This window comes from Streptomyces sp. NPDC096152 (assembly GCF_044763235.1).
Lineage (GTDB): Bacteria > Actinomycetota > Actinomycetes > Streptomycetales > Streptomycetaceae > Streptomyces.
Map to the genome: position 1 here is coordinate 840,412 of NZ_JBIWFW010000002.1, position 21,324 is coordinate 861,735.

At 69.3% G+C, this 21,324-nt stretch carries 20 protein-coding genes and 2 pseudogenes; 14 read left to right on the forward strand and 8 right to left on the reverse strand.

The window, feature by feature from the left end:
• Positions 1 to 21: 21 nt before the first annotated feature.
• A complete protein-coding gene (locus ACIQ9G_RS09460) occupies positions 22 to 930 on the reverse strand; it encodes a LysR family transcriptional regulator (RefSeq protein ID WP_403607709.1) in 909 nt (302 codons plus the stop codon).
• A gap of 137 nt (positions 931 to 1,067) precedes the next feature.
• On the opposite strand from ACIQ9G_RS09460, the gene ACIQ9G_RS09465 reads away from it, so the two are divergent.
• From ACIQ9G_RS09465 to ACIQ9G_RS09490, 6 genes are all read left to right on the forward strand, one after another.
• Complete coding sequence (locus tag ACIQ9G_RS09465; protein ID WP_351078001.1) at positions 1,068 to 1,148, forward strand: putative leader peptide; 81 nt, start codon at positions 1,068 to 1,070, stop codon at positions 1,146 to 1,148.
• 188 nt (positions 1,149 to 1,336) lie between these two features.
• Positions 1,337 to 2,464 (forward strand): dimethylsulfone monooxygenase SfnG, encoded by a 1,128-nt coding sequence (gene sfnG, locus ACIQ9G_RS09470; protein ID WP_403607710.1) that lies wholly within the window; start codon positions 1,337 to 1,339, stop codon positions 2,462 to 2,464.
• A 49-nt stretch (positions 2,465 to 2,513) separates the two neighbouring features.
• Entirely contained in the window at positions 2,514 to 3,731 is a 1,218-nt protein-coding gene (locus ACIQ9G_RS09475) for an acyl-CoA dehydrogenase family protein (RefSeq protein WP_403607711.1), read from the forward strand.
• 11 nt (positions 3,732 to 3,742) lie between these two features.
• Positions 3,743 to 4,300, forward strand: a complete 558-nt coding sequence (ssuE, locus tag ACIQ9G_RS09480) for an NADPH-dependent FMN reductase (protein ID WP_403607712.1) — start codon at positions 3,743 to 3,745, stop codon at positions 4,298 to 4,300.
• The gene (locus tag ACIQ9G_RS09485; protein ID WP_403607713.1) at positions 4,297 to 5,493 is read left to right on the forward strand and encodes an SfnB family sulfur acquisition oxidoreductase; all 1,197 of its coding nucleotides are present in this window, start codon (positions 4,297 to 4,299) and stop codon (positions 5,491 to 5,493) included. Before ssuE ends, ACIQ9G_RS09485 begins: the two co-directional genes overlap by 4 nt.
• A gap of 26 nt (positions 5,494 to 5,519) precedes the next feature.
• A complete protein-coding gene (locus ACIQ9G_RS09490; RefSeq protein WP_403607714.1) occupies positions 5,520 to 6,680 on the forward strand; it encodes an LLM class flavin-dependent oxidoreductase in 1,161 nt (386 codons plus the stop codon).
• Between the two features lie 102 nt (positions 6,681 to 6,782).
• Here the strand turns inward: ACIQ9G_RS09490 and ACIQ9G_RS09495 are convergent, their stop codons facing one another.
• The 7 genes and pseudogenes from ACIQ9G_RS09495 to ACIQ9G_RS09525 form a co-directional block, all read right to left on the reverse strand.
• Positions 6,783 to 9,557 carry a fumarate reductase/succinate dehydrogenase flavoprotein subunit gene (locus ACIQ9G_RS09495; RefSeq protein WP_403607715.1) on the reverse strand — a complete coding sequence of 925 codons (2,775 nt, stop codon included), beginning with the start codon at positions 9,555 to 9,557 and terminating at the stop codon, positions 6,783 to 6,785.
• Positions 9,558 to 9,568: 11 nt separating this feature from the next.
• Positions 9,569 to 10,336 (reverse strand): ABC transporter ATP-binding protein, encoded by a 768-nt coding sequence (locus tag ACIQ9G_RS09500; RefSeq protein WP_403607716.1) that lies wholly within the window; start codon positions 10,334 to 10,336, stop codon positions 9,569 to 9,571.
• A complete protein-coding gene (locus ACIQ9G_RS09505) occupies positions 10,320 to 11,183 on the reverse strand; it encodes an ABC transporter permease (RefSeq protein WP_403607717.1) in 864 nt (287 codons plus the stop codon). Before ACIQ9G_RS09505 ends, ACIQ9G_RS09500 begins: the two co-directional genes overlap by 17 nt.
• A complete protein-coding gene (locus tag ACIQ9G_RS09510; protein WP_403607718.1) occupies positions 11,180 to 12,523 on the reverse strand; it encodes an ABC transporter substrate-binding protein in 1,344 nt (447 codons plus the stop codon). Before ACIQ9G_RS09510 ends, ACIQ9G_RS09505 begins: the two co-directional genes overlap by 4 nt.
• 14 nt (positions 12,524 to 12,537) lie before the next feature.
• Positions 12,538 to 12,765: a ferredoxin family protein gene (locus tag ACIQ9G_RS09515; protein WP_003992261.1), complete on the reverse strand. Its 228-nt coding sequence runs from the start codon at positions 12,763 to 12,765 to the stop codon at positions 12,538 to 12,540.
• A 35-nt stretch (positions 12,766 to 12,800) separates the two neighbouring features.
• Positions 12,801 to 13,589 (reverse strand): GntR family transcriptional regulator, encoded by a 789-nt coding sequence (locus tag ACIQ9G_RS09520; protein ID WP_403607719.1) that lies wholly within the window; start codon positions 13,587 to 13,589, stop codon positions 12,801 to 12,803.
• Between the two features lie 279 nt (positions 13,590 to 13,868).
• Positions 13,869 to 14,270, reverse strand: a pseudogene (locus tag ACIQ9G_RS09525) (NAD(P)H-dependent oxidoreductase); the annotation flags it as partial.
• A gap of 63 nt (positions 14,271 to 14,333) precedes the next feature.
• Here ACIQ9G_RS09525 and ACIQ9G_RS09530 point away from each other — a divergent pair.
• The 8 genes and pseudogenes from ACIQ9G_RS09530 (at position 14,334) to ACIQ9G_RS09565 (ending at position 21,301) form a co-directional block, all read left to right on the forward strand.
• The gene (locus ACIQ9G_RS09530) at positions 14,334 to 14,720 is read left to right on the forward strand and encodes a transposase (protein WP_403607971.1); all 387 of its coding nucleotides are present in this window, start codon (positions 14,334 to 14,336) and stop codon (positions 14,718 to 14,720) included.
• A pseudogene (locus ACIQ9G_RS09535) lies at positions 14,672 to 14,835 on the forward strand (transposase); the annotation flags it as partial. The gene ACIQ9G_RS09530 and the pseudogene ACIQ9G_RS09535, both read left to right, overlap by 49 nt.
• Before the next feature lie 341 nt (positions 14,836 to 15,176).
• Complete coding sequence (locus ACIQ9G_RS09540) at positions 15,177 to 15,788, forward strand: TetR family transcriptional regulator (RefSeq protein WP_403607720.1); 612 nt, start codon at positions 15,177 to 15,179, stop codon at positions 15,786 to 15,788.
• Positions 15,789 to 16,247: 459 nt separating this feature from the next.
• Positions 16,248 to 17,675 (forward strand): aldehyde dehydrogenase family protein, encoded by a 1,428-nt coding sequence (locus ACIQ9G_RS09545; protein WP_403607721.1) that lies wholly within the window; start codon positions 16,248 to 16,250, stop codon positions 17,673 to 17,675.
• 130 nt (positions 17,676 to 17,805) lie between these two features.
• Positions 17,806 to 18,936 carry an acyl-CoA dehydrogenase family protein gene (locus ACIQ9G_RS09550; RefSeq protein ID WP_403607722.1) on the forward strand — a complete coding sequence of 377 codons (1,131 nt, stop codon included), beginning with the start codon at positions 17,806 to 17,808 and terminating at the stop codon, positions 18,934 to 18,936.
• Positions 18,937 to 19,036: 100 nt separating this feature from the next.
• Positions 19,037 to 19,837: a hypothetical protein gene (locus ACIQ9G_RS09555; RefSeq protein WP_403607723.1), complete on the forward strand. Its 801-nt coding sequence runs from the start codon at positions 19,037 to 19,039 to the stop codon at positions 19,835 to 19,837.
• Entirely contained in the window at positions 19,837 to 20,469 is a 633-nt protein-coding gene (locus ACIQ9G_RS09560; protein WP_403607948.1) for a hypothetical protein, read from the forward strand. Before ACIQ9G_RS09555 ends, ACIQ9G_RS09560 begins: the two co-directional genes overlap by 1 nt.
• 31 nt (positions 20,470 to 20,500) lie before the next feature.
• Positions 20,501 to 21,301, forward strand: coding sequence for an enoyl-CoA hydratase-related protein (locus tag ACIQ9G_RS09565; RefSeq protein WP_403607724.1), 801 nt, complete (start codon positions 20,501 to 20,503; stop codon positions 21,299 to 21,301).
• Positions 21,302 to 21,324: the final 23 nt, after the last annotated feature.

Here is a 21,324-nt window from a genome sequence, read left to right on the forward strand (position 1 = left end):
GGGGGCAGCGCGACGTCTGATTCAGGAAGGGGCGTGGTAAGCACGGGCGTTGCGCACGAACAGCTCGTGCAGATCGCGGACGGCTCGCGGCACGGAACCGGAGTGCCGGCGCTGCAGGATCAGCAGCACGTCGGCCGCGTCCCCGGCGAGCGGCCGTACGGTGATCGTGCCCCGCCGTTCCAGGGGATCGCCGATGACACTGAAGTCGGGCAGCACCGTGGCTCCCAGTCCCTCGGCGACCATCAGCTTGCCCATCTCGGCGCCGTCGGTGGAGTACGAGAAGGACGGCGTACGGCCGCCCAGCAGACGGTGGACAAAGCGGTGCATGACATAGCCGGACCGCATCACGACCAGCGGCTCGGCCAGGAGGCTGTCCACGTCCACCGCGTCCAGGGCCGCGAGCGGACTGTCCGGGCGCACGCACACCACCGGCCGGCCCCGCAGTAGTTCGGTGGTCTCGAAGCCGGGTGGCATGTCGTCGCCTCCGAGGTAGTTCACCAGCCCCAGGTCGAACGCGCCCTCCAGCAGCCCGCGATGGATCTCGGACTGCTGTGCGCCGACCAACTCGACCTGGGTGGCCGGGTGCGAGGCCCGGAACTCCCGCACCGTGGGTATGACCAGCGGGACGGTGGCCGTGTTGACCGTGCCGAGGCGGACCATTCGGCTGATGCGGTGCTGGTCGCCGGCCGCGCCACGCAGCCGGTCGACCGCATCCAGCACGGTCATGATGTGCGGCAGCAGTTCCCGGCCCTCGTCGCTGATCTTCGCCCCGGAACGCTTCCGCTCCAGCAGGTCCACGCCGAGTTCGCGCTCCAGGTTGCGTACGGTCTCGCTGAGCGCGGGCTGGGACAGGTGCAGTTCTTCTGCGGCGCGCCGCAGCGACCCCAACCGCGTGACGGCAGCGATGTATTCGAGCTGTTCGATACGCACGGCAAGGAGACTGCCGTTCACCGCGCGCCGTGTTCAAGGGAATCCCTGTCACAACCTCGTGAATACCGACTCTCAGCATGTGAAATGACATCCGGGCATTCTTGACCGGCCGGACCCCCACTGCTTTGATCGAAGGCATGAAGCGACAGGACCTCACGCGGCGACGCCACGTCGACCTCGCGCGTGTCTCCAGCTCCTGCTGTCGCTGTCGGGTCTGAGCGCACCCGAGGGAAACCCTCGAACCTGCGCCGATACTCCCTTCCTGGATTCCACTGCCAGCCTTTTTCGTGGTGATTTCCGTCGTACCGGGAACGTCGTCGCCGCACGCCTGAATCCCGATCACTGAACACGTTTCCCTGTCACCGCACGCGCCTTTTCGCATGCGCATTCCCGCCAGGAGTTCCCCATGCCCGTACCGCCCGGACCCGACCCCGTCCGCTTCGCCTACTGGGTGCCCAACGTCAGCGGCGGCCTGGTCACCAGCACCATCGAGCAGCGCACCGACTGGAGCTACGACTACAACCGCGAACTGGCCGTGCTGGCCGAGAACAACGGCTTCGACTACGCCCTCAGCCAGGTCCGCTACATGGCCAGCTACGGCGCCGAGTACCAGCACGAGTCGACCAGCTTCAGCCTCGCCCTGCTGCTCGCCACCGAGCGGCTGAAGGTCATCGCCGCCGTTCACCCCGGCCTGTGGCACCCGGGCGTCCTCGCCAAGCTCGGCGCCACCGCCGACCACCTGTCGAACGGCCGCTTCGCCGTCAACGTCGTCAGCGGCTGGTTCAAGGGCGAGTTCACGGCCCTCGGCGAGCCCTGGCTGGAGCACGACGAGCGCTACCGCCGCGCGGAGGAGTTCATCACCGCCCTGCGCCAGATCTGGACCAAGGATCACACCGAACTCGCCGGTGACTTCTACCGGTTGCGCGACTTCTCCCTCAAGCCCAAGCCGCTGAACACCCCCGAGCGTCCCCACCCGGAGATCTTCCAGGGCGGCAACTCCACCGCCGCCCGAACCATGGCGGGCCGCGTCTCCGACTGGTACTTCAGCAACGGCAAGGACTTCGACGGCGTCACCGAGCAGATCGAAGACGTCCGCGCCGCCGCCGCCCAAGCCGGACGCACAGCACCGAAGTTCGGCCTCAACGGCTTCCTCATCGCCCGCGACACCGAGGCCGAGGCCCGCGACACGCTCCGCGAGATCGTCGCCAAGGCCGACACACCGGCCGTCCACGGCTTCCGCGACGCCGTCCAGCAGGCCGGGCAGTCCACCGCCGACGGCAAGGGCATGTGGCAGGACTCCAGCTTCGAAGACCTCGTCCAGTACAACGACGGCTTCCGTACGGGCCTGATCGGCACGCCCGAGCAGATCGCCGAGCGGATCGTCGCCTACAAGCGGCTCGGCGTCGACCTCTTCCTCCTCGGCTTCCTGCACTACCACGAGGAGGTCGAGTACTTCGGCAAGCGGGTGCTGCCCCTCGTACGCGAACTGGAGGCCCGGCAGTTCGAGTCGGAGCCCGTCGCCGCCCGCGCCTGACCGCACGCCCCGAACCCTCCCCCCCACCCGAGACCGAAAGGGTCCCACCATGAGCACCGCCGCACCGGCCGACTGGAAGACCGCCCCCGACCCGACCGACGCCGCCGGCTGGATCGCCCGCGCCGCCGAGGTCGCAGCCGTCCTCGCCTCCGACGCCGCCGCCCGGGACAAGGCCGCCGCCACCCCGTACGCGGAGGTCCGGCTGCTGAAGGAGTCCGGCCTGGTCACCCTCCTCGGCCCCGTCGAGCACGGCGGCGCGGGCCAGGACTGGCCCACCGCCTACCGCGTCGTCCGCGAGGTCGCCAAGGCGGACGGCTCCATCGGCCAGCTGCTCGGCTACCACTACCTGTGGAACTGGGCCGCCCGGCTGGTCGGCACCCGCGAACAGTGGGAGCACGTCGAGGCCGAGGCCGCCCGCAACCAGTGGTTCTTCGGCGGCGCGGTCAACCCGCGCGACGAGGACGTGGTGGTGAAGGACGAGGGCGACACGCTCACCTTCACCGGCCGCAAGTCCTTCTCCACCGGCAGCAAGGTCTCCGACGTCACCGTGCTGGAAGGCGTCCTGGACGGCACCGACGACCACGTCTTCGCCATCGTCCCGTCCGACAGCGAGGGCCTGACCTTCCACGACGACTGGGACAACATCGGCCAGCGCCTCACCGAGAGCGGCGGCGTCACCCTCGACGCCGTACGCGTCCCCTGGTCGGCAGCGGCGGGCTACGTGGACAAGCGGTTCCGGCCGCGCCTCTACAACACCCTCAACGTGCCGACCATCCAGCTCGTCTTCGTCAACTTCTACCTCGGCATCGCCGCCGGAGCGCTGGAGACCGCCGCCACCTACACCCGGACCAAGTCACGGCCCTGGCTGCACGGCGGCCATGAGCACGCCGTCGACGAGCCGTACGTCATCGACATCTACGGCGACCTCACCGCCCAGCTGTGGGCCGTCGAGGCCCTGGCCGACGCCGTGGCCGCCGAGGGGCAGAAGCTGCACGACGACCCGGACGCGGTCACCGAACAGGCCCGGGGCGAGTTCGAGGTCCGGGTGGCCGCGGTGAAGGCCCGCGCCACCGAAGTGGCCCTGGACATCACCAACCGCATCTTCGAGGTGACCGGTGCGCGTGCCACCGCCTCCGCGGAGGGCCTCGACCGCTTCTGGCGCAACATCCGCACCCACACGCTCCACGACCCGGTGGCCTACAAGCGCCGCGAGGTCGGCCGCCATGTCCTCACCGGCGAACTGCCGCAGCCCACCTGGTACTCCTGAAAGGTCCTCGCATGGCCACCATCCTCTCCGTCTCCGGCAGTCCCTCCGCCACCTCCCGCACCGCCCGGCTGCTGCGCCATCTGGACGACCGGCTCGCGGCCCAGGGCCACGAGGTGATCCCGTTCGACGTCCGCACGCTGCCGGCCGAGGCCCTGCTGCACGCCGACTTCGGGCACCCCGCGATCGTCGAGGCCACCGCCCTGGTCGAGCGCGCGGACGGCATCGTCATCGGCACCCCCGTCTACAAGGCCGCCTACTCCGGGCTGCTGAAGTCGCTGCTCGACCTCCTCCCGCAGTACGCCCTGGCGGGCAAGACCGTGCTGCCCCTGGCCACGGGCGGTTCCACCGCCCACGTCCTGGCCATCGACTACGCCCTGCGTCCGGTCCTCGCCTCCATGGGACCCTCGCACATCACGCCGGGCTGGTTCACGCTCGACAAGGACATCACGGTCGGCGACGACGGCTCGCTGATCGTCGCGCCCGCCTCGGCCGAGGCGCTGGCCCAGGTCACGGACCAGTTCTCGCTCGCGCTGGACGGCCGGACGACGCTGCTGGCGGCCACCGGATGAGCGCCCCGGCCGTGATCGGCGGCGACGCCGAGGCTCTCGCCGCCGCCGCCGAGCTGGCCGCGGACTTCCGCAAGGGAGCCGCGGAGCGGGACGCGGTCCGCCGACTGCCGTACGCGGAGCTGGAGCGGCTGTCCGCCTCCGGGCTGCTCGCCGTGACGGTGCCCGCGGAGTTCGGCGGCGCGGACGTCCGTACGGAGACACTCGCCGAGATGTTCCGGCTGCTGGCCTCGGCCGACGCGAGCCTCGCCCAGATCCCGCAGAGCCACTTCGTGTACGTGGGCGTGCTGCGCCGGCAGGGGACGCAGGAGCAACAGGAGTTCTTCTTCGGCGAGGTGCTGCGCGGGAAGCGGTTCGGCAACGCTCAGTCCGAGGCGGGTACCAGCCATGTACAGGACATCCGGACGCGGCTCGCGCGGCGCCCCGACGGGTCGTACGTCCTCGACGGCGTCAAGCACTACTCCACCGGCGCCCTGTTCGCCGACTGGATCCCCGTCCTCGCCCGCGCCGACGCCGACAACCTGCACGTGGCGTACGTACCGAGCGACGCGCCCGGCCTCACGGTCGTGGACGACTGGGACGGCATGGGGCAGCGCACCACCGCCAGCGGAACCGTCCGCCTGGAGTCGGTGCCCGTGTCCGCCGACCGGGTCGTGCCGCACCACCTCACCTTCCAGGGGCCCCAGCTCCACGGCGCCGTCGCCCAGTTGCTGCACGCCGCCATCGACGCCGGGATCGCCCACGGCGCGCTGGCCGAGGCAGTGGACTTTGTCCGCACCAAGAGCCGCCCCTGGTTCGAGAGCGTCGCCGAAGGACACGAGAGCGCCACCGAGGACCCGCTGCTGATCCAGCGCTTCGGCGAACTGGCGATCCGGGTACGGGCCGCCGACGCGCTGCTCTCCACCGCGGCGCGGTCCGTGGACGCCGCCCGCGCCGACCTGACCGACGACTCGGCCGCCGCGGCCTCGATCGCGGTGGCCGCGGCCAAGGTGACCGCCGCCGAGGCCGCCGTGGAAGTCGGCAGCGCCCTCTTCGAGGTCTCCGGCACCCGCTCCGCGCTCGAGTCCCTGGGGCTGCACCGCCACTGGCGCGACGCCCGCACCCACACCCTGCACGACCCGGCCCGCTGGAAGGTCCAGCACATCGGCCGCTACGTCCTGAACGGCACCCAGCCGCCCCGCCACGGCCTGCTGTAACGGACGATCCCGATCGGAGAGCCCGCATGTCCCTCACCTTTCACTGGTTCCTGCCCACCAACGGCGACAGCCGCCACGTCGTCGGCGGTGGCCACGGCACGCCCGCCACGGAGTCCGGGCGCGACCGGCCCCCGACGGTCGCCTACCTGAGCCAGATCGCCCGCGCCGCCGAGGACCTGGGCTTCACCGGCGCGCTCACCCCCACCGGAGCCTGGTGCGAGGACGCATGGCTGACCACCGCCATGGTCAGCCAGAACACCGAGCACCTGAAGTTCCTGGTGGCCTTCCGGCCCGGCTTCGTCTCGCCGACACTCGCCGCGCAGATGGCGTCCACCTTCCAGCGGCAGACCGGGGGACGGCTGCTGCTCAATGTCGTCACGGGCGGGGAGAGCCAGGAACAGCGTGGCTACGGCGACTTCCTCGACAAGGACGCCCGTTACCGCCGTACCGGTGAGTTTCTCGAGGTCGTACGGGAGTTGTGGCAGGGCAGGACCGTCGACCTGGTCGGCGAGCACCTCCAGGTCGAGGGCGCCGGGCTGGCCCGGGTGCCCGACCCGGTTCCGGAGGTGTACTTCGGTGGCTCCTCGCCGATCGCCGGTGAGATCGCCGCCCGGCACGCCGACGTCTACCTCACCTGGGGCGAGCCGCCCGCCCAGGTCGCCGAGAAGATCGCGTGGATCCGGGCGCTGGCCGAGAAGGAGGGCCGGAGCATCCGCTTCGGTATCCGGCTGCACGTCATCACCCGCGACACCGCCGAGCAGGCCTGGGCCGAGGCGAACCGGCTGCTGGACGGCTTCGACCCGGAGACCGTGAAATCGGTGCAGGCGGGGCTCGCCCGCAGCGAGTCCGAGGGCCAGCGGCGCATGCTCGCCCTGCACGGCGGCGGCAGTCGCGAGCGCCTCGAGATCCACCCCAACCTGTGGGCCGGCATCGGCCTGGTGCGCGGCGGCGCAGGCACCGCCCTGGTCGGCAGTCACGACGAGGTCGCCGAGCGGATCAAGGAGTACCACGCCCTGGGGATCGAGGAGTTCGTCTTCTCCGGCTACCCGCACCTGGAGGAGGCGTACTGGTTCGGCGAGGGCGTCCTGCCGAGGCTCCAGGCCCAAGGCCTGTGGCAGCACCCCTTCGGCAAGCAGGCCGCCCCCTCGGCGCAGATCCCCTTCGCGGGCGCCGCAGGCCCACGATGAACCACGTGAATGTCGACGACGCCGAGGCGGTCCCCGCAGGCCACCCGCCGCGTCGTCGTCAGCCAGCGCACGGACACATCCCCAGTGTGTTTTCCCGTGCCGTCACAGTGCCCGGGCCGCATAGGCCCTGACGTCCGCGTCCGGGTCCGTCGTCGCCGTGGCCAGGGCCACTCGTGCGTCCTCGGTGGCACGGTGCCGGGTCAGTGCCGTCACGGCGGCCTTGCGGACGTCGGCGTTCGGGTCGGCGAGGGACTTGGCGAGGGCAGGTACGGCGAGGCCGGGAGCCGCCAGGGACAGGGCGGTGGTGGCGCCGGCCCGCACCTGCCAGGCCGGGTCCGACAGGGCTGCCTCCGCGCGGGCGGCCAGTGGTGCCGGGCAGCCGGTCGTGCCCAGTGCTTCGTAGGCGGCCGCACGCACCAGGGCGTCGGGATCGTCGATGAGCCCGGCGAGGGCCGAAAGGACCATGTCGAGTCCGGGGCCGGCCGACGTGGTGCCGTCGGGCTGTCCTGCGGTCACGGTGGCCAGGGCCTTGGCGATGGTGACGCGGACCTCGCGGGAGGGGTCGGCGGTCGCCGCGCGGGCCAGCTCTCCGGCGGCGTCGACCGACACGAGTGCTCGCACGGCCGCGATGCGAACGGCGATGTCGGAGTCCGACAGGGAGCCCGTGAACAGCCCGGTGTCACCGAGGCGCAGGACGTGCAGAGCATCCAGTGCGGCGGCACGGACGACGGGGTCGGCCTCGGACAGGGCGGCCGCGAGGCCGTCGCGCAGGGCCGGTTCGGGGGCGAGCGTCTCGATCAGTTCGCGCAGTGAGGCGGCGGCGGTGGCGCGGACGCCGGCGTCGGTGTCGGCGAGCGCCGCCGCCAGTGCGGGGCCGGTGCCCGGCGGCACCGTCTCCGTCAGGACCGTGACGGCCGTTCGGCGGACGGTGGGCTCCGGGTCGGTCAGATAGGGGGTCAGTGCGGAGAGCGGGGGCTCGTCCTCCGCGAGGGAGAGCAGTTCGAGCAGGCGCGGTGTGGCCGGCGCGTCCGCGTCGGTACCGGGGCGGCCGACCGTACCGGCCCCGGTGGGCTCCTGCCGCATCGCCACCGGCGCCGCTTCCCGGGCCCCCGCGATCGCCACCTGTTCCGGGTGGACCTCGCCGAGATGACGGGAGGATCCGCCGACCGGCCTGAACTCGTCGACCGGGACGAGATAGGGAGCCACGGGACGTGCCGTGAACTCCATCGCCCCCGCAGGGGACTTACGCAGATCGAGGTGGTGGAACCAGGACGCGTCGTCACGACGCGGATGGTCGAGACGGTCGTGGTAGAGGCCCCAGCGGGACTCGGTGCGGGCCAGGGAGGCCCGGGCGGCCATCTCCGCGCAGTCACGGATGAAGCTCACCTCCGCGCAGCGCATCAGCTCGTGCGGAGTGCGGGCGCCCATCGCGGCGATGTCGGCGCGCATCCGCTCGAACGCCTCCAGGGCCAGCGACAGCCGGGCGCCGGACTTCGGCGGAGCCACGTAGTCGTTCACGAAGCGCCGCAGCTTGTACTCGACCTGGGGCTGCGGCGGGCCGTCGGGGTTGCGCAGCGGGCGGTAGATCAGCTCGTGCGCCTCCTGGAGCTGGTCAAGGGGCAACTCCCCTGCGTAGGACGTGTACTGGGACGCGTCCGCCCCCGCCAGGTCCCCGAAGACGAATGCGCCGATCATGTAGTTGTGCGGGACACAGGCCAGGTCCCCGGCGGCGTACAGTCGGGGGACGGTCGTACGGGCGTGGTCGTCGACCCGTACGCCCGAGGCCGAGTGGCCGCCGCACAGGCCGATCTCGGAGATGTGCATCTCGACGTCGTGGGTGCGGTAGTCGTGGCCGCGGCCGGAGTGGAAGGTGCCGCGTGTCGGGCGTTCCGTCGAGTGCAGGATCGACTCCAGGGCCGAGATCGACTCCTCCGGCAGATGGCTCAGCTTCAGGTAGACCGGACCCCGGTCGCTCGCCACCTCGGCCGCGAACTCGGCCATCATCTGGCCCGACCAGTAGTCGGAGTCGACGAAGCGTTCGCCGTGCCGGTTGACCTGGTAGCCGCCGAAGGGGTTGGCGACGTACGCGCAGGCGGGACCGTTGTAGTCCTTGATCAGCGGGTTGATCTGGAAGCACTCGATGCCGGTCAGTTCGGCGCCCGCGTGGTAGGCCATCGCGTAGCCGTCACCCGCGTTGGTCGGGTTCTCGTACGTGCCGTACAGGTAGCCGGAGGCGGGCAGGCCAAGCCGTCCGCAGGCGCCGGTCGCGAGGATCACGGCGCCGGCGCGTACGGTGACGAAGGCGCCCGTGCGGGTGTGGAGGCCGACCGCGCCCACAGCCCGGCCCGCTGCGGTGAGCACGCGTACTGGCATCACCCGGTTCTCGATCCGGATCCGCTCGCGCATCTCGCGTCGGCGCAGCTGCCGGTACAGGACCTTCTTGACGTCCTTGCCCTCGGGCATCGGCAGCACGTAGGAGCCGGAGCGGTGGACCCGGCGGACCGCGTACTCGCCGTGCTCGTCCTTCTCGAACTTCACGCCGTAGGACTCCAGCCGCTGCACCATGTCGAAGCCACGGGTGGCGGTCTGGCGGACGGTGGACTGGTCGACGATGCCGTCGTTGGCGCGGGTGATCTCGGCGACGTAGTCGTCGGGCTCGGCACGGCCTGGGATGACCGCGTTGTTGACGCCGTCCATGCCCATGGCGAGCGCGCCGGAGTGGCGGACGTGCGCCTTCTCCAGCAGCAGGACGTCCGCACCGTGCTCTGCTGCGGTCAGGGCGGCCATGGTGCCGGCGGTGCCGCCGCCGATGACGAGGACGTCGCAGGTCACTTCCTCGGCGTCGGTGAGGGCCGGGATCTGCAAGAGGGTGTCCACCAGGGTGCCTTTCAAGAACCGAGTGACGTGAGGATGTCGCGCCGCAGGGCGATACGCGCCGGATCGTCGTGGGCGGCGCGCTCGCGCGGGCGCGGTACGTCCCGTACGGCGATGAGGCGGCCGGCGCCGAGCAGGGCCACGCGGTCACCGAGGAACAGGGCCTCGTCCACGTCGTGGGTGACGAAGACGACGGTGGCGCCCGTGCCGTGCAGCACCTCCACCAGCAGGTCCTGCATGCCGGCGCGGGTCTGGGCGTCGAGGGCGCCGAACGGTTCGTCCATCAGGACGGCACGGGGCGCTCCCGCGAGGGCCCGGGCCAGTTGGGCGCGCTGACGTTGCCCGCCGGAGACCCGGTGCGGCAGTTGCCGGGACTGTTCGGTCAGCCCGACGCGGGTGAGCCAGGCATCGGCCTGGGTACGGCGTGCGGAGCGGGGCAACCCCTTGATGGCGAGGGGAAGTTCGACGTTCGCGCGCAGGGTGCGCCAGGGCAGGAGGGCGTCCTCCTGGAAGATCAGCGCACGGTCGGCGGAAGGCCCGGTCAGCGGGCCCCCGTCCTGGGTGACCTCTCCGGCCAGGGGCGACAGCAGCCCGGCCAGCGTGCGCAGCAGCGTCGACTTGCCGCAGCCGGAGGGGCCGACGACGGTGAGGATCTCACCGGGGGCCACATGGAGGTCCACCTCGCCGAGCACGGGCGCGCCGGGCCGTCCGAGGGTGGCATCGCGCAGGGCCAGTCCCGCACCGGTGTGAGCGGGGGAACGCACGTCAGACGAGCTGGTCATGGGGCACGTTCTCCTTGGTACCGGGTCCGGCCGGCATGAGGGCGGTGGCGCCGCGCACCCGTCGCGGGGGCCGTCCGCCGGGGACGTACGACGTGCGGGGCAGCCAGTGGGTCAGGCGGCGGCCCAGCAGTTCGACGGCCGTGGAGGTGAGCCAGCCGAGCACGCCGATCGTGACCATGCCGACGAACACGCCGGGGTAGTCGACGACTGTGTAGTCCTGCCAAGTGCGGTAGCCGACCCCGTACTGGCCGGAGATCATCTCGGCGGAGATCACACAGATCCACGAGACGCCGATGCCGACCGACAGGCCGCCGAAGATGCCGGGCAGCGCGCCCGGCAGGGCGACCGAGCCGAGGATCCGCCACCGGCCGCCGCCCATGGTGCGCACCGCCTCCTCCCACACGGGGGTCAGTGCGCGCACCGCGTGCCGGGTGGAGACCAGGACCGGGAAGTAGGCGGCGGTGAAGGTGATGAAGACGATGCCCTGTTCATTGGAGGGGAACAGGAGGATCGCCACGGGGACCAGGGCGATGGCCGGGATGGGGCGGACGACTTCCAGCAGCGGGCCGAGCAGGTCCTCGGCGAGCCGTGAGCGGGCCACGAGCACACCCGTGGCCACACCCAGCACTGTGGCCAGCAGGAAGCCGGTGAGGATACGGGTGAGGCTGTCGGTCAGATCGGTCCAGTAGTCGGGACCGGACAGCCGGTCGGCGAAGGCGTGGGCCACGTCGGTGACCGTGGGGAACTGCGAGAAGCGCAGCCAGACGTCGACGTTCAGGCTGGTCAGCAGCTGCCAGAGGCCGAGGCCGACGGCCAGGGACAGCCCGCGCAGCGCGTACCGGGTCACGACGCCCGCTCCAGTGCCTCGGCATAGGTGACGACGCTCGCGCCGCCGTGACCGTCGACGTAGGCCTGCGCGGTCGCCGGTGCGACGAAGGGCAGCAGCTTCTCGCCGTCGGCCACCCACACCGCCTTGTCCGCGAACCACAGGGTGCCGGTGGTGGCGTCGGGGACGTAGGCGGCGCGGATGGTGTCGCGATGGGCGGACACGTAACTCAGCAGTTCGGCGGGCGACTTGAAGGTCCGAGTCTGCCCGGATCCCTTCGGCCACACCTCGCTCGCGGCGGCCGGGGGCGTGGCGGCGAGCCGCTCGGCGTAGGTCGTCCCCAGGGCCTTCTTCACGTACTGGTCGTCGACGAAGGAGTCCACGTCCACGTCGCCGGTCAGCTTCGCGGACTTCAGGATCGACACGTCCTGCTTCAGGGCGGAGACGAGCTGTGGCTTGAGGGCCGGGTCGAAGGTTGCGATGCCGTGGGCGCCGTTGTAGAGGTAGACGACCTCGGCGGGCAGACCGGTGGCCTCTGCGACCTTCTCGGCGGCGGTGACGGGATGGTCGTTGAGGTAGTCGGTGGCCTGTGCCTGGGCCTTGAGGAACGCCTCCAGTACGGTCGGCCGCTCCTTCGCGAAGTCCTCGCGGGCGGTGACGCCGTGGAAGGTGGGCAGGTTCAGCTGCGCCCCGTCGTACAAGGCCTTCGCCTTGCCTTGGCGGGCGAGCAGGCCCGGCCAGGCGACGAACTGCGACAGCGCGTCCGCGCTGCCCGCGGCGAGGGCCGAAGCGCCCACCGCGGGCTGCTGGTTGAGCTTCTCGATGCCCTTGTCGGGATCGATGCCGACGCGTTGCAGGGCCCGTACGAGGGTGCCGTCGGCGGCGGAGCCGACGCTCGTGGAGACCTTCTTGCCCTTCAGGTCCTTCAGGGAGGTGAGCCCCGAGTCGGGCGCCGTGACGATGGTGTTCAGGCCGCCGCGCAGGTTGTAGCCGGTGACCGAGACCAGCTGGGTGGGGCGACCGAGTTGCTTGCCGCGGGCGGCGTTGATGAGCAGCGGGAAGTCGCCCATCGACCCGATGTCGATCTTTCCGGCGGTCATCTGGGCGGTGATAGGGGCACCGGTGGCATAGTCCTGCCAGGCGACCTTGTAGGTGACGCCGTCGCCGAGCGAGTTCAGCTGCTTCTCGAAGTAGCCGAGGGAGCGGAGCAGGGTGCCGGCCGTGACCGTGTTGATGGTCTTGGACTGGTAGCCGACGGTGACGGTGACCGTGGACCCGCCGCCGGCCTCGGCGTCACCGCCGCAGGCGCTGAGCGGGAGCAGAAGGACGACCGCGGATACTGCGACTGCAGTGCGCTTCATGGTGGTGGGGCCTTTCACCGGAGCAGGTAGGGCATGTTGACCGTGACGGCTCCGGTGGGACAGCGGGCCGCGCACGGGCCGCAGTACCAGCACTCGTCGACATGCATGTAGGCCTTGCCGTTGCGCTCGTCGATGGCGAGGGAGTCCAGCGGGCACATGTCCACGCAGAGCGTGCAGCCGTCGATGCACTTCGACTCGTCGATGGTCACGGGCACGTCGGCCCGCTGGGGCGCCAAGGGCATGGCTGTCTCCAGGAAGGTGCTTGAGTGAGGTGGTGTCAGAGGGAGCGGTGCAGCAGGCCGCTCATCGTGATGCGGTCGCCGCGGAAGCGGATGAACTCCAGGTCGACGGGTCGCCCGTCGGCGAGGTGCGTGAGGCGTTCCAGCATCAGGACGGCCGCACCGCGTGGGGCCTGGAGCACGGCGGCGGAGTGGGCGTCCGCGCTGACCGCCTCCAGGGTGATCTCGGCGTGGCTCAGAGGCTGGCCGGTGACGGCTTCCAGGAGGCGGAAGACGTCCGTGTTCTCCAGGTCGCAGCCGAGCAGAGCGGTGCCGACTTCCAGGGGGATGTAGGTGAGATCCAGGGACAAGGGCAGGCCGTTCAGACGGCGAAGGCGTTCGATGTAGAGGACATCGGTGCCGGGTGGGACGCGGAGGCGATCGGCGACGGGGAGGGGCGCCGGGGCGGGGCCCATGGTCCGGACCTCGTTGGTGACCCTGCCGTGCTCGTGGAGGGTTTCCGCGAGGCCCATCAGGCGGTCGAGACCGTGGGGGTACTTGCGGGCCACGATCACGGTGCCCACACCGGGCTGGCGTTCTACGAGGCCTTCGGTGCGCAGGAGGTCCAGGGCCTCGCGGACGGTGTTGCGGGAGGCGCGGTAGTCGGCGGCGAGGGTGGACTCGTGGGGGAGGGCGCCGGAGGGGAAGCTGTCGGCGAGGATCTGGTGGCGGAGGAGGTCGGCGAGCTGGCGTGCCCGGTCCGCGCGCAGCCGGCGTCGCGCGCGGTGGGCGGCGACGGTGGTCGCGCCCTGGCCGACGTGGTCTCGGATGCGGTCGGTCGGAGGCATGGCCGGAACCATACCCATCCGGTAGGGATAGTGGTGTTGCGGAACTGTTGCGCCACCTGACACATCGCCGGGTACGCCGCTGACCTGGGCTTTCGACAGGCAGGAGGGGAGATCTGCCAGGGCCCCCGCCGCTGGGAGTGGCATGCCGGCAGCAGGAAGGGCCTCCACCCGTCCTGTCCGCTGCGCCAGGCGGCCGCGCTCTTCGTAGAAACGTAGGGCCCGTGAGGTGGTTCCGGCCGTGTCAAAGGCAAGGCGACTGCCGCTTGTCGCGACCATCGCTCACGCCGCCGCCCTCAGCGTCCGACGCTCGCTGAGGGCTACGGAGAACTGGTCGACGACCTGGTTCAGTGCCTTCCGCGCGCCCGGCTCGACGACGGTGCCGCCGTCCTGCAGTACCTCGATGTGCCGGTCCAGCACGAACCAGCCGGGTGTGATGTGCGCGGGGCCCAGGGATGCGAGGACCGGGCGCAGGGCGTAGTCGATGGCCAGGACGTGGGCGGTGGTGCCGCCGGTGGCCAGTGGGAGGACGGTCTTGCCCGCGAGCGCGTACTGCGGGAGGAGGTCCAGCAGGGACTTCAGCAGGCCGGAGTAGGCGGCCTTATAGACGGGGGTGCCGACCACGACCCCGTCCGCCTGCTCGAACTGGGCGGTGGCCTCGACGATCGCCGGATGACCGAAGTCGGTGTTCTCCTGGTCGCACTAAGCGCCTGGGCGCATGCCCCTGACCATTGGTATCTCCGGGGCATGGCCGAACGACGTCCGTATCCGAGTGATCTGTCCGACGCCCGCTGGGAGTTGATCGAGCCGGTGCTGAGCGCCTGGCGGCCCGAGTCGCGCCGGCACGCTGCACCGCGGACGATCGATGCGTACGCGCGGGGTCTGGCCATGCATGAGAACCAGTGGGCAAGCGACCTCCACGGGATCCACCGGGCCCTGGCCGCCCTCGGGCACGCCGAACCGCCTCCGCGTCCCCGGCACGGCCCCGGCCCCGCGGCGATCGAAGGCGCCTCCGGCAGTTGGGCGGACTGGGTCGAGCGCTGGCACACGACCTCGACGCTGACGCCGAGGGTCCGCGCCAGCTACGGCTCGGCCGCCGCCGGTGGGTCGTCGAACACACCATGTCCTGGCTGACGGGCTACCGCCGCCTCAATCACCGCTACGAGCGGACACCAGGCAACTACCTGGCCTTCCTCGGACTGGCAGTCGCCTCTGCTGCTTCAAGAGACTTCTCAAACTGACCATGTAGGACACGGTCTGAGGGACGGCTTCTTTGCCGCAGGCGGTGACGATGTCGGGGTATTCGGGGCGGCCGCCGATGCATTCCTGGGGCTGATCGGGGTCGCGGTGAGCCGGCACCTCGAGCCGGGGCGCCTTGGTGGCTGGACGGCTCGGCATCTCGGGATAGGCGGGCAACCTCGCGTAGCGGATGCCCTCCGCCATCAAGTTGCCGAGTTCGGCCATAGACGAATGCCAGGCTGAAGACTGATCATGTAGGCACGGTAGACTGCCGATGTACTTTTCAGCACGGATGTGCCGCGTAAGCTGCCGGCGCCTGATCTGTTCAGGTACTTTAAGGAGTGGATAAGGGTGCCCCAACGGCAGCCTCAACACAGCGTTGGCCAGGAATCCATCTTCCAGGCGGCTCTGACCTGCTTTTACCGGCACGGGTACGATGGCACCTCTGTGCGTGATATTGCTAAGGCCTCGGGTACGACACCAGCGGCCATGTATCACTACTACGCGTCGAAGCAGGACCTACTGATGGACATCATCGGTCGCTTTATGGAGCAGTCGATCGAGGTCACGCGGGTGGCGATCGATGAGGCCAAGGACGAGCCTCCTGCGCAACTCTTCGCGGCGGCCCGGTCGCACGTTCTGTGGAACGCCTCCGACGTCGTGTCGAGCTTCGTGGTGAACAGTGAGATCCGCAGCCTCGAACCTGACAACCGGCATCACAACATCGCCCAACGAGACAAGCTGCAGCGCATGTTCGATGCTGTGGTTGCGCGCGGCGTGGAGGAGGGCGTTTTTATGACTCCGTGGCCCCGTGAGGCGAGCCGGGCCGTGGTCACTATGTGCACGGCCGTGGCCACTTGGTACAAAAGCGGCGGAGAACTGTCACCCGAAGAGATTGCAGATCGCTACGGCGCTATGGCGCTGTCGTTGGTGGGGTCCACGCTCGGGGTGGCGTCCTCATAGAGCGTGCCGTATATGTAGCGAAGAACTATTGAGCAGGGCATAGAATTCTATGCCCTGCTTTTTTCTGCCTGAGGATTTGGTGGCACGGGCGCGTTGCGTGCGCCGGTGAAAGGTGAATTCAATTATTGGTGGCGCATCTGTGTTGGTGCCGTCAGTCTGACTGCCTTGGTCGTCGTACGGTATCCGCGCCAGCGGCGGAGGCGGAGGCGGAGGCGGAGCAATGGAAATGGGATAACCTCCCGGCCGTGTCGTCTGATCATGCCAGGAAGTGAGCCGCGCATTTGACGGGAGCGAGCTTCGTCTCAAGCGGCAGCGGGGAGGCAGGAGAGGGTCCTGTCAACATAACCACTGAACGCTCGTTTAGTCAAACTCTGGTTCCAGCATTGCCTAAACGATTGTATAGGCATACGCTGCGGCGAACGCGCCAACCGGCGTGTCATGCTGCAACCGGAGGGACGCATGCCGCACCAGTGGACCGCACACTTCATCGCCGGGAAGTGGGAGCACGGAGAGGGCCGAGATCCGATCCTGGTGGAGAACCCGGCCACCGGGCGTGTCGTCGCGTCGGTGCCGGCCGGAGACGAGCAGCACGTGGCCCGGGCTGTCGCCTCGGCACGGGATGCCTTCGCGACGTGGTCGGAATCGACGGCTGAAGAGCGCGCCCGCCTGCTCGACCGGCTGGCCGACCTCCTGGAGGAACGCCAGGAACTCGTTGCGCAGACGGTGACCGAGGAACTGGGTGCCCCCATCAAGCTCGCGCGCACCCTGCATGCCGCGCTGCCGGTGAACGATGTGCGAGAGACGGCACGCGCACTGCGCTCGATGGAGTTCGAGACCGAACTCGCCAACTCCCGCGTCCACCTTGCCGCCGTCGGGGTGGTCGGTGCGATCACCCCCTGGAACTATCCGGTGCACCAGGTGGTCAGCAAGATCGTCCCGGCCATTGCCGCGGGATGCACTGTCGTTCTCAAGCCCAGCGAACTCGCCCCGCTGAGTGCGCTGCTGCTGGCCCGGCTCATGCAGGAGGCCGGGCTTCCCGATGGAGTGCTGAACGTCGTCAACGGCATCGGGCCGGCCGTCGGCCGGGCCATCGTGGAGCACCCCGGAGTCGATGCGGTGTCGTTCACCGGTTCGGAGGCCACTGGACGCGCCGTCGCCATGCAGGCGGCGGTCAGCCTGAAGCGAGTCACCCTTGAACTCGGCGGCAAGTCGGCGAACGTCATCCTGGACGACGCCGACCTCACCAAGGCGGTCAAGGTTGGCGTCGCCAACTGCTTCCTGAACTCAGGACAGAGCTGCAACGCCCTGACCAGGATGCTGGTGCCGCACCAACTCGTCTCCGAGGCAGAAGAGATCGCGACTGCTGCCGCCGCACGCTACATTCCCGGCGACCCGGCCGACGAGCGGACCCGCATCGGACCGCTGGTGAGCGCTCAGCAGCGCGAGAACGTCATCGCAGGAATCGAACGCGGCATCACCGACGGTGCAAAGCTCCTTGCTGGCGGACCGCAGCGGCCGGCAGGAGACGCGCTGCAGGCCGGGTACTACGTGCAGCCCACCGTCTTCACCCAGGTGGACCCGGACTCCTTCCTCGCCCAGGAAGAGATCTTCGGCCCGGTGCTCTCCCTCATCGGCTACACCGACGAGGCCCACGCGATCGATATCGCCAACAACTCCCGCTTTGGTCTCGGCGGCGCCGTGTGGTCGGGGGACCCTGAACGAGCCCGTGGCGTTGCCCGCCGAATTCATACCGGACAGGTCGACATCAACGGCGGTGCGTTCAATCCCGCTGCGCCGTTCGGTGGCGTCAAGAACTCCGGATACGGACGCGAACTGGGGCGAGCGGGCATCGAAGAATTTCTCTACCAGCAGTCCCTGCAGTTCTAGGCAGTCAACGCGTCACGTCGGACCTGAGGGGCGCATCGGGACTGCGTCACAGAATGAGCCGTAGTAACGGACGCAAAACCACCGGGGATGAAGATCAGCAGACCCGGGACACGAGGATCGGAGCCGCGACATGGAACAGGAGCCCGAGACCCCGGGCCGGGACAGGCAGTGGGTTGAAATAGGGCGGGCCGCAGCCACAGCGATCCGCACCACTCATCCCCCGGCCGACGCTCCGTGGTCGCGCACGCAGCTACTGGAGATCTTCGCCGAATTGAGGTCGACCGGATACCTAGGATCGACGATCCCGAAGAAGGACGGCGGAGCAGGACTTGGGATCGGCCAGTTCGCTTCCCTGACCGAGGGGCTGGCCACCATGGCGCCCTTCCTCTCCAATCACAGCGTCCAACGCTACATAGCCGCAGGCGGAAGTCCTCAGGCCAGGGAAGAGATTCTGCCCGCTCTGCTCGAGGGAACAAGCATCGGTGCCGTGGCGGTGACCGAACCGCAGGGCGGCAGCAGCCTCAAGAACCTGCTCACCAGGGTCGCGCCGCGCGGGAAGTCGCTTGTCCTCACCGGGCGCAAGGACTGGGTCACCCATGCGATGACGGCGGACACTGCGATCGTGCTGGCCGCAGGCGAACAGGGACGTTCGGTACGGGTGCTCGTCGACCTTTCCGCCGCCGGCGTATTGCGAGTGCCGTTGCGGGCCCACGGCCTGGGCCACCTCACCTTCGGGAGCCTGCAGTTCAGCGAGGTGGAGATCGAGCCCTGGAGGATCCTCGACGAGGACGGAGGGGCCGGCGCAAAGGCCGGTTTCAGCGTGGCGCGCGTGCTGGTCGCTGTCCAGGCCGTCGCGCTTGCCTTCCAGGCATTGACCAAGACCGCGCAGCATTTGGCGACGCGCACAGCTCGTGGCGCACGCGTCATCGACCTGGACGTCACCGCTCAGCGGGTGGGTGCACTCACAGCCGAACTGTACGGCGCACGGTTGCTCGCCTATCACGCGGTGGAAGCTGTGGAGGCCGGCCACCAGGCGGCGGCAGCACTGGCCAGCGGTGCCAAGGCACACGCCTGCACGGTTGCCGTGCGAGCCTGCAGCGAACTGGTGTCCATGTGTGCCGGGCACGGACTGGACGTCACCACGGGGATGGCGGCTTTCCGCGACGACGCGGAAATGCTCGGCACCGCCGACGGAACCGGCCTGGTCAACAGCGTTCTCTGGGGCGCCTACGTCAAGAGCCAGCTCGCCGGACCCCGCTAGAAGATCCCCGGGGCCCCGCCCCACACCTTTCTGAGTCGGCCAAGAGCCGGAGCCGTCAGCTCAAGGAGAAACAGTGTCGTCTTTCCAGATAGTTGTTCTGATGGTGGTGGTCTACATCATCGCGATCGCTGCCGTGAGCGTCATCGCCCGCAAGGCAGGCAGAACCTCCGAAGGATTCGTCCGCGGCGGTCGAGTCTTCCCCGCAGCCGTGATCGGACTGTTCATGGCCTCCGAGGTGGTGGGAACCTCGGCCAGTATCGGGACCGCACAAGGCGCCTTCACCTCAGGCATCTCCGCTGCGTGGAACCTCGTCGCGCTCGGGATCGGATTCGTCATCTTCGCCCTGCTGTTCGCGAAGAAGTTCAAGCAGCTCAACGAGGTGACGATTTCAGGCGCCCTGGAACGCGCATACGGAGCCGGTGTGCGCCGTGCCGCCTCCCTCACCATGATTGCCTCGCTTCTGCTGGTGGCCACCGCAGCCTATGTGAGCGGCGGAGCGATGATCTCGGCCCTTCTCGGGGTGAACGCCACCTGGGCTGTTGTGATCGTCGGAGCCCTGGCCAGCGTCTACGTGATGATCGGCGGCATGCGGTCGGTCATCTACACGAACCTGATCAACATCACCGTCAAGGTGGTCGGGATCGTCATCGTGGCGGGCTTCGCCTACGCGGCCGCCGGCGGCCACCACGGAATCAGCGTCGCACTGCCGACGCGGATGCTCGACTGGGACGGAGTCGGCTGGAGCCAGATCGGTGCATGGCTGATCGCCGGAGGTGGCGCCATGTTCGCGACGCAGTACGTCGTGCAGGCGATGACCGCCGTCGACAGCGAGGCCAAAGCCCGCAGCGCTGGCCTGTACACCAGCCTCATCCTGATCCCGTACGGTGTCCTTGCGGCCTGATCGGTGTCTGCGCTGCGGTCGTTCACCCTTCGGTCGACAGCCTGCAGGCCCTGCCGTCCATGGTCGTCGACCTCAGTCCGTTCCTGCAGGGCGTTGCGGTAACAGGCCTGATCGCCTCGGTGTTCGGACTGATCTCCGCGCTGACGATCGGCTCCTCCACGCTGCTGCTCAAGGACTTCTACCAGCCCTACTTCAACAAGGAGGACGACGAGGCCAAGGCCGTACGGTTCGCCCGGCTGTCAACCCTCGCCTGTGGACTGATCCCGGTCCTGCTCGCGCTGTTGGCCTCGGATGTTCTGGGCGTAACCTTCCTGGCCAAGTCCCTGCGGGCCTCTCTGGCCGTGTTCGTCGTCCTCATGTTCTACCGGCCGTCCTACGGCTCCCGGCAAGGTGCCCTGGCCTCGATCTGCCTGGCCCTGCCCGCGGTTGTCGGCTGGTACCTGGCCGGAAACCCCTTCGGAATCGACAACGCCTACATCGCCATCCTCACTCCGCTGATCGTCATGACCGTGGCCCAGCTGAGCGGACGGGGCAGCAAGGCGAACACACCGATCGCCGACAGGCAGAGCCCCACCACGACCACGCGTGCTTCCGCCCCGATCCAGGGCGGAGCAGGCACAAGCACACGGTGACCGCCGTGAAGCACAGACCGACAAGGAGCCAATGATGCCGGAACTGGTGGCCAGCGACATCGACACCGCCGGGGTTGCCCTGGTGAGGCTCAACCGTCCCGAAAAGCTGAACACGATGACGGCCGACCTGCTGGAGCAGACGCACAAAGTGTTCTCCGCCCTTGCGGAGGACCCGGCCGTCAAGGTTGTGATCCTCACCGGAGCCGGCCGCGGATTCTGCGCCGGGGGCGATCTGTCCCAGGGGCCCGGCGGCGCGGTCACCGGATCCCTGCGTGGTGAGGCAGCTGCGGCACAACTACGCACCTACATGGAGACGGCCGCACTGCTGCACTCGATGCCTGCGGTGACGATCGCTGCCATCAACGGCGCCTGCGCGGGGGCAGGCCTGTCCTGGGCCTGCGCAGCCGACCTGCGGTTTGCAGCTGACCACGCCCGCTTCAACGCAGCCTTCCGTGGCGCGGGACTCTCGGGCGACTTCGGCGGGACGTGGACACTGCCACGCATCATCGGAGCTGGGCGGGCGCGCGAGAAGTACCTCCTGTCCGAGCCGTTCGACGCCCACGAAGCCCTGCGCATCGGCCTGGTCTCGGAGATCTGCCCGGCCGAACAGCTCCTGGAACGGGTCCGCACGGTGGCCCGGGATCTGGCGGCCTCCGCGCCCATCGCACTGCGGCTGATGAAGCAGAACCTCATCGACAGCGAGTACGTGAGCTTCGAGGAGGCCTTGGACAAGGAGGCGGCCAGGCACTCCCGTTGCACGGAGACCGAGGACGCTGCTGAGGCTGCCGAGGCGTTCGTGGCGAAGCGGCCACCGGTGTTCGTCGGCAAGTAAGGACCAGACCTGGCGGCGACAGG

Bases quoted from the DNA above. Each gene is read 5' to 3' on its own strand.
- ACIQ9G_RS09520 (WP_403607719.1), bottom strand. From the start codon at position 13,589: ATGCCTCCGACCGACCGCATCCGAGACCACGTCGGCCAGGGCGCGACC.
- ACIQ9G_RS09510 (WP_403607718.1), bottom strand. From the start codon at position 12,523: ATGAAGCGCACTGCAGTCGCAGTATCCGCGGTCGTCCTTCTGCTCCCG.
- ACIQ9G_RS09465 (WP_351078001.1), top strand. From the start codon at position 1,068: ATGAAGCGACAGGACCTCACGCGGCGACGCCACGTCGACCTCGCGCGT.
- ACIQ9G_RS09565 (WP_403607724.1), top strand. From the start codon at position 20,501: ATGATGCCGGAACTGGTGGCCAGCGACATCGACACCGCCGGGGTTGCC.
- ACIQ9G_RS09530 (WP_403607971.1), top strand. From the start codon at position 14,334: ATGGCCGAACGACGTCCGTATCCGAGTGATCTGTCCGACGCCCGCTGG.
- ACIQ9G_RS09485 (WP_403607713.1), top strand. From the start codon at position 4,297: ATGAGCGCCCCGGCCGTGATCGGCGGCGACGCCGAGGCTCTCGCCGCC.
- ACIQ9G_RS09550 (WP_403607722.1), top strand. From the start codon at position 17,806: ATGGAACAGGAGCCCGAGACCCCGGGCCGGGACAGGCAGTGGGTTGAA.
- ACIQ9G_RS09545 (WP_403607721.1), top strand. From the start codon at position 16,248: ATGCCGCACCAGTGGACCGCACACTTCATCGCCGGGAAGTGGGAGCAC.
- sfnG (WP_403607710.1), top strand. From the start codon at position 1,337: ATGCCCGTACCGCCCGGACCCGACCCCGTCCGCTTCGCCTACTGGGTG.
- ACIQ9G_RS09555 (WP_403607723.1), top strand. From the start codon at position 19,037: ATGGTGGTGGTCTACATCATCGCGATCGCTGCCGTGAGCGTCATCGCC.
- ACIQ9G_RS09515 (WP_003992261.1), bottom strand. From the start codon at position 12,765: ATGCCCTTGGCGCCCCAGCGGGCCGACGTGCCCGTGACCATCGACGAG.
- ACIQ9G_RS09490 (WP_403607714.1), top strand. From the start codon at position 5,520: ATGTCCCTCACCTTTCACTGGTTCCTGCCCACCAACGGCGACAGCCGC.
- ACIQ9G_RS09475 (WP_403607711.1), top strand. From the start codon at position 2,514: ATGAGCACCGCCGCACCGGCCGACTGGAAGACCGCCCCCGACCCGACC.
- ACIQ9G_RS09500 (WP_403607716.1), bottom strand. From the start codon at position 10,336: ATGACCAGCTCGTCTGACGTGCGTTCCCCCGCTCACACCGGTGCGGGA.
- ssuE (WP_403607712.1), top strand. From the start codon at position 3,743: ATGGCCACCATCCTCTCCGTCTCCGGCAGTCCCTCCGCCACCTCCCGC.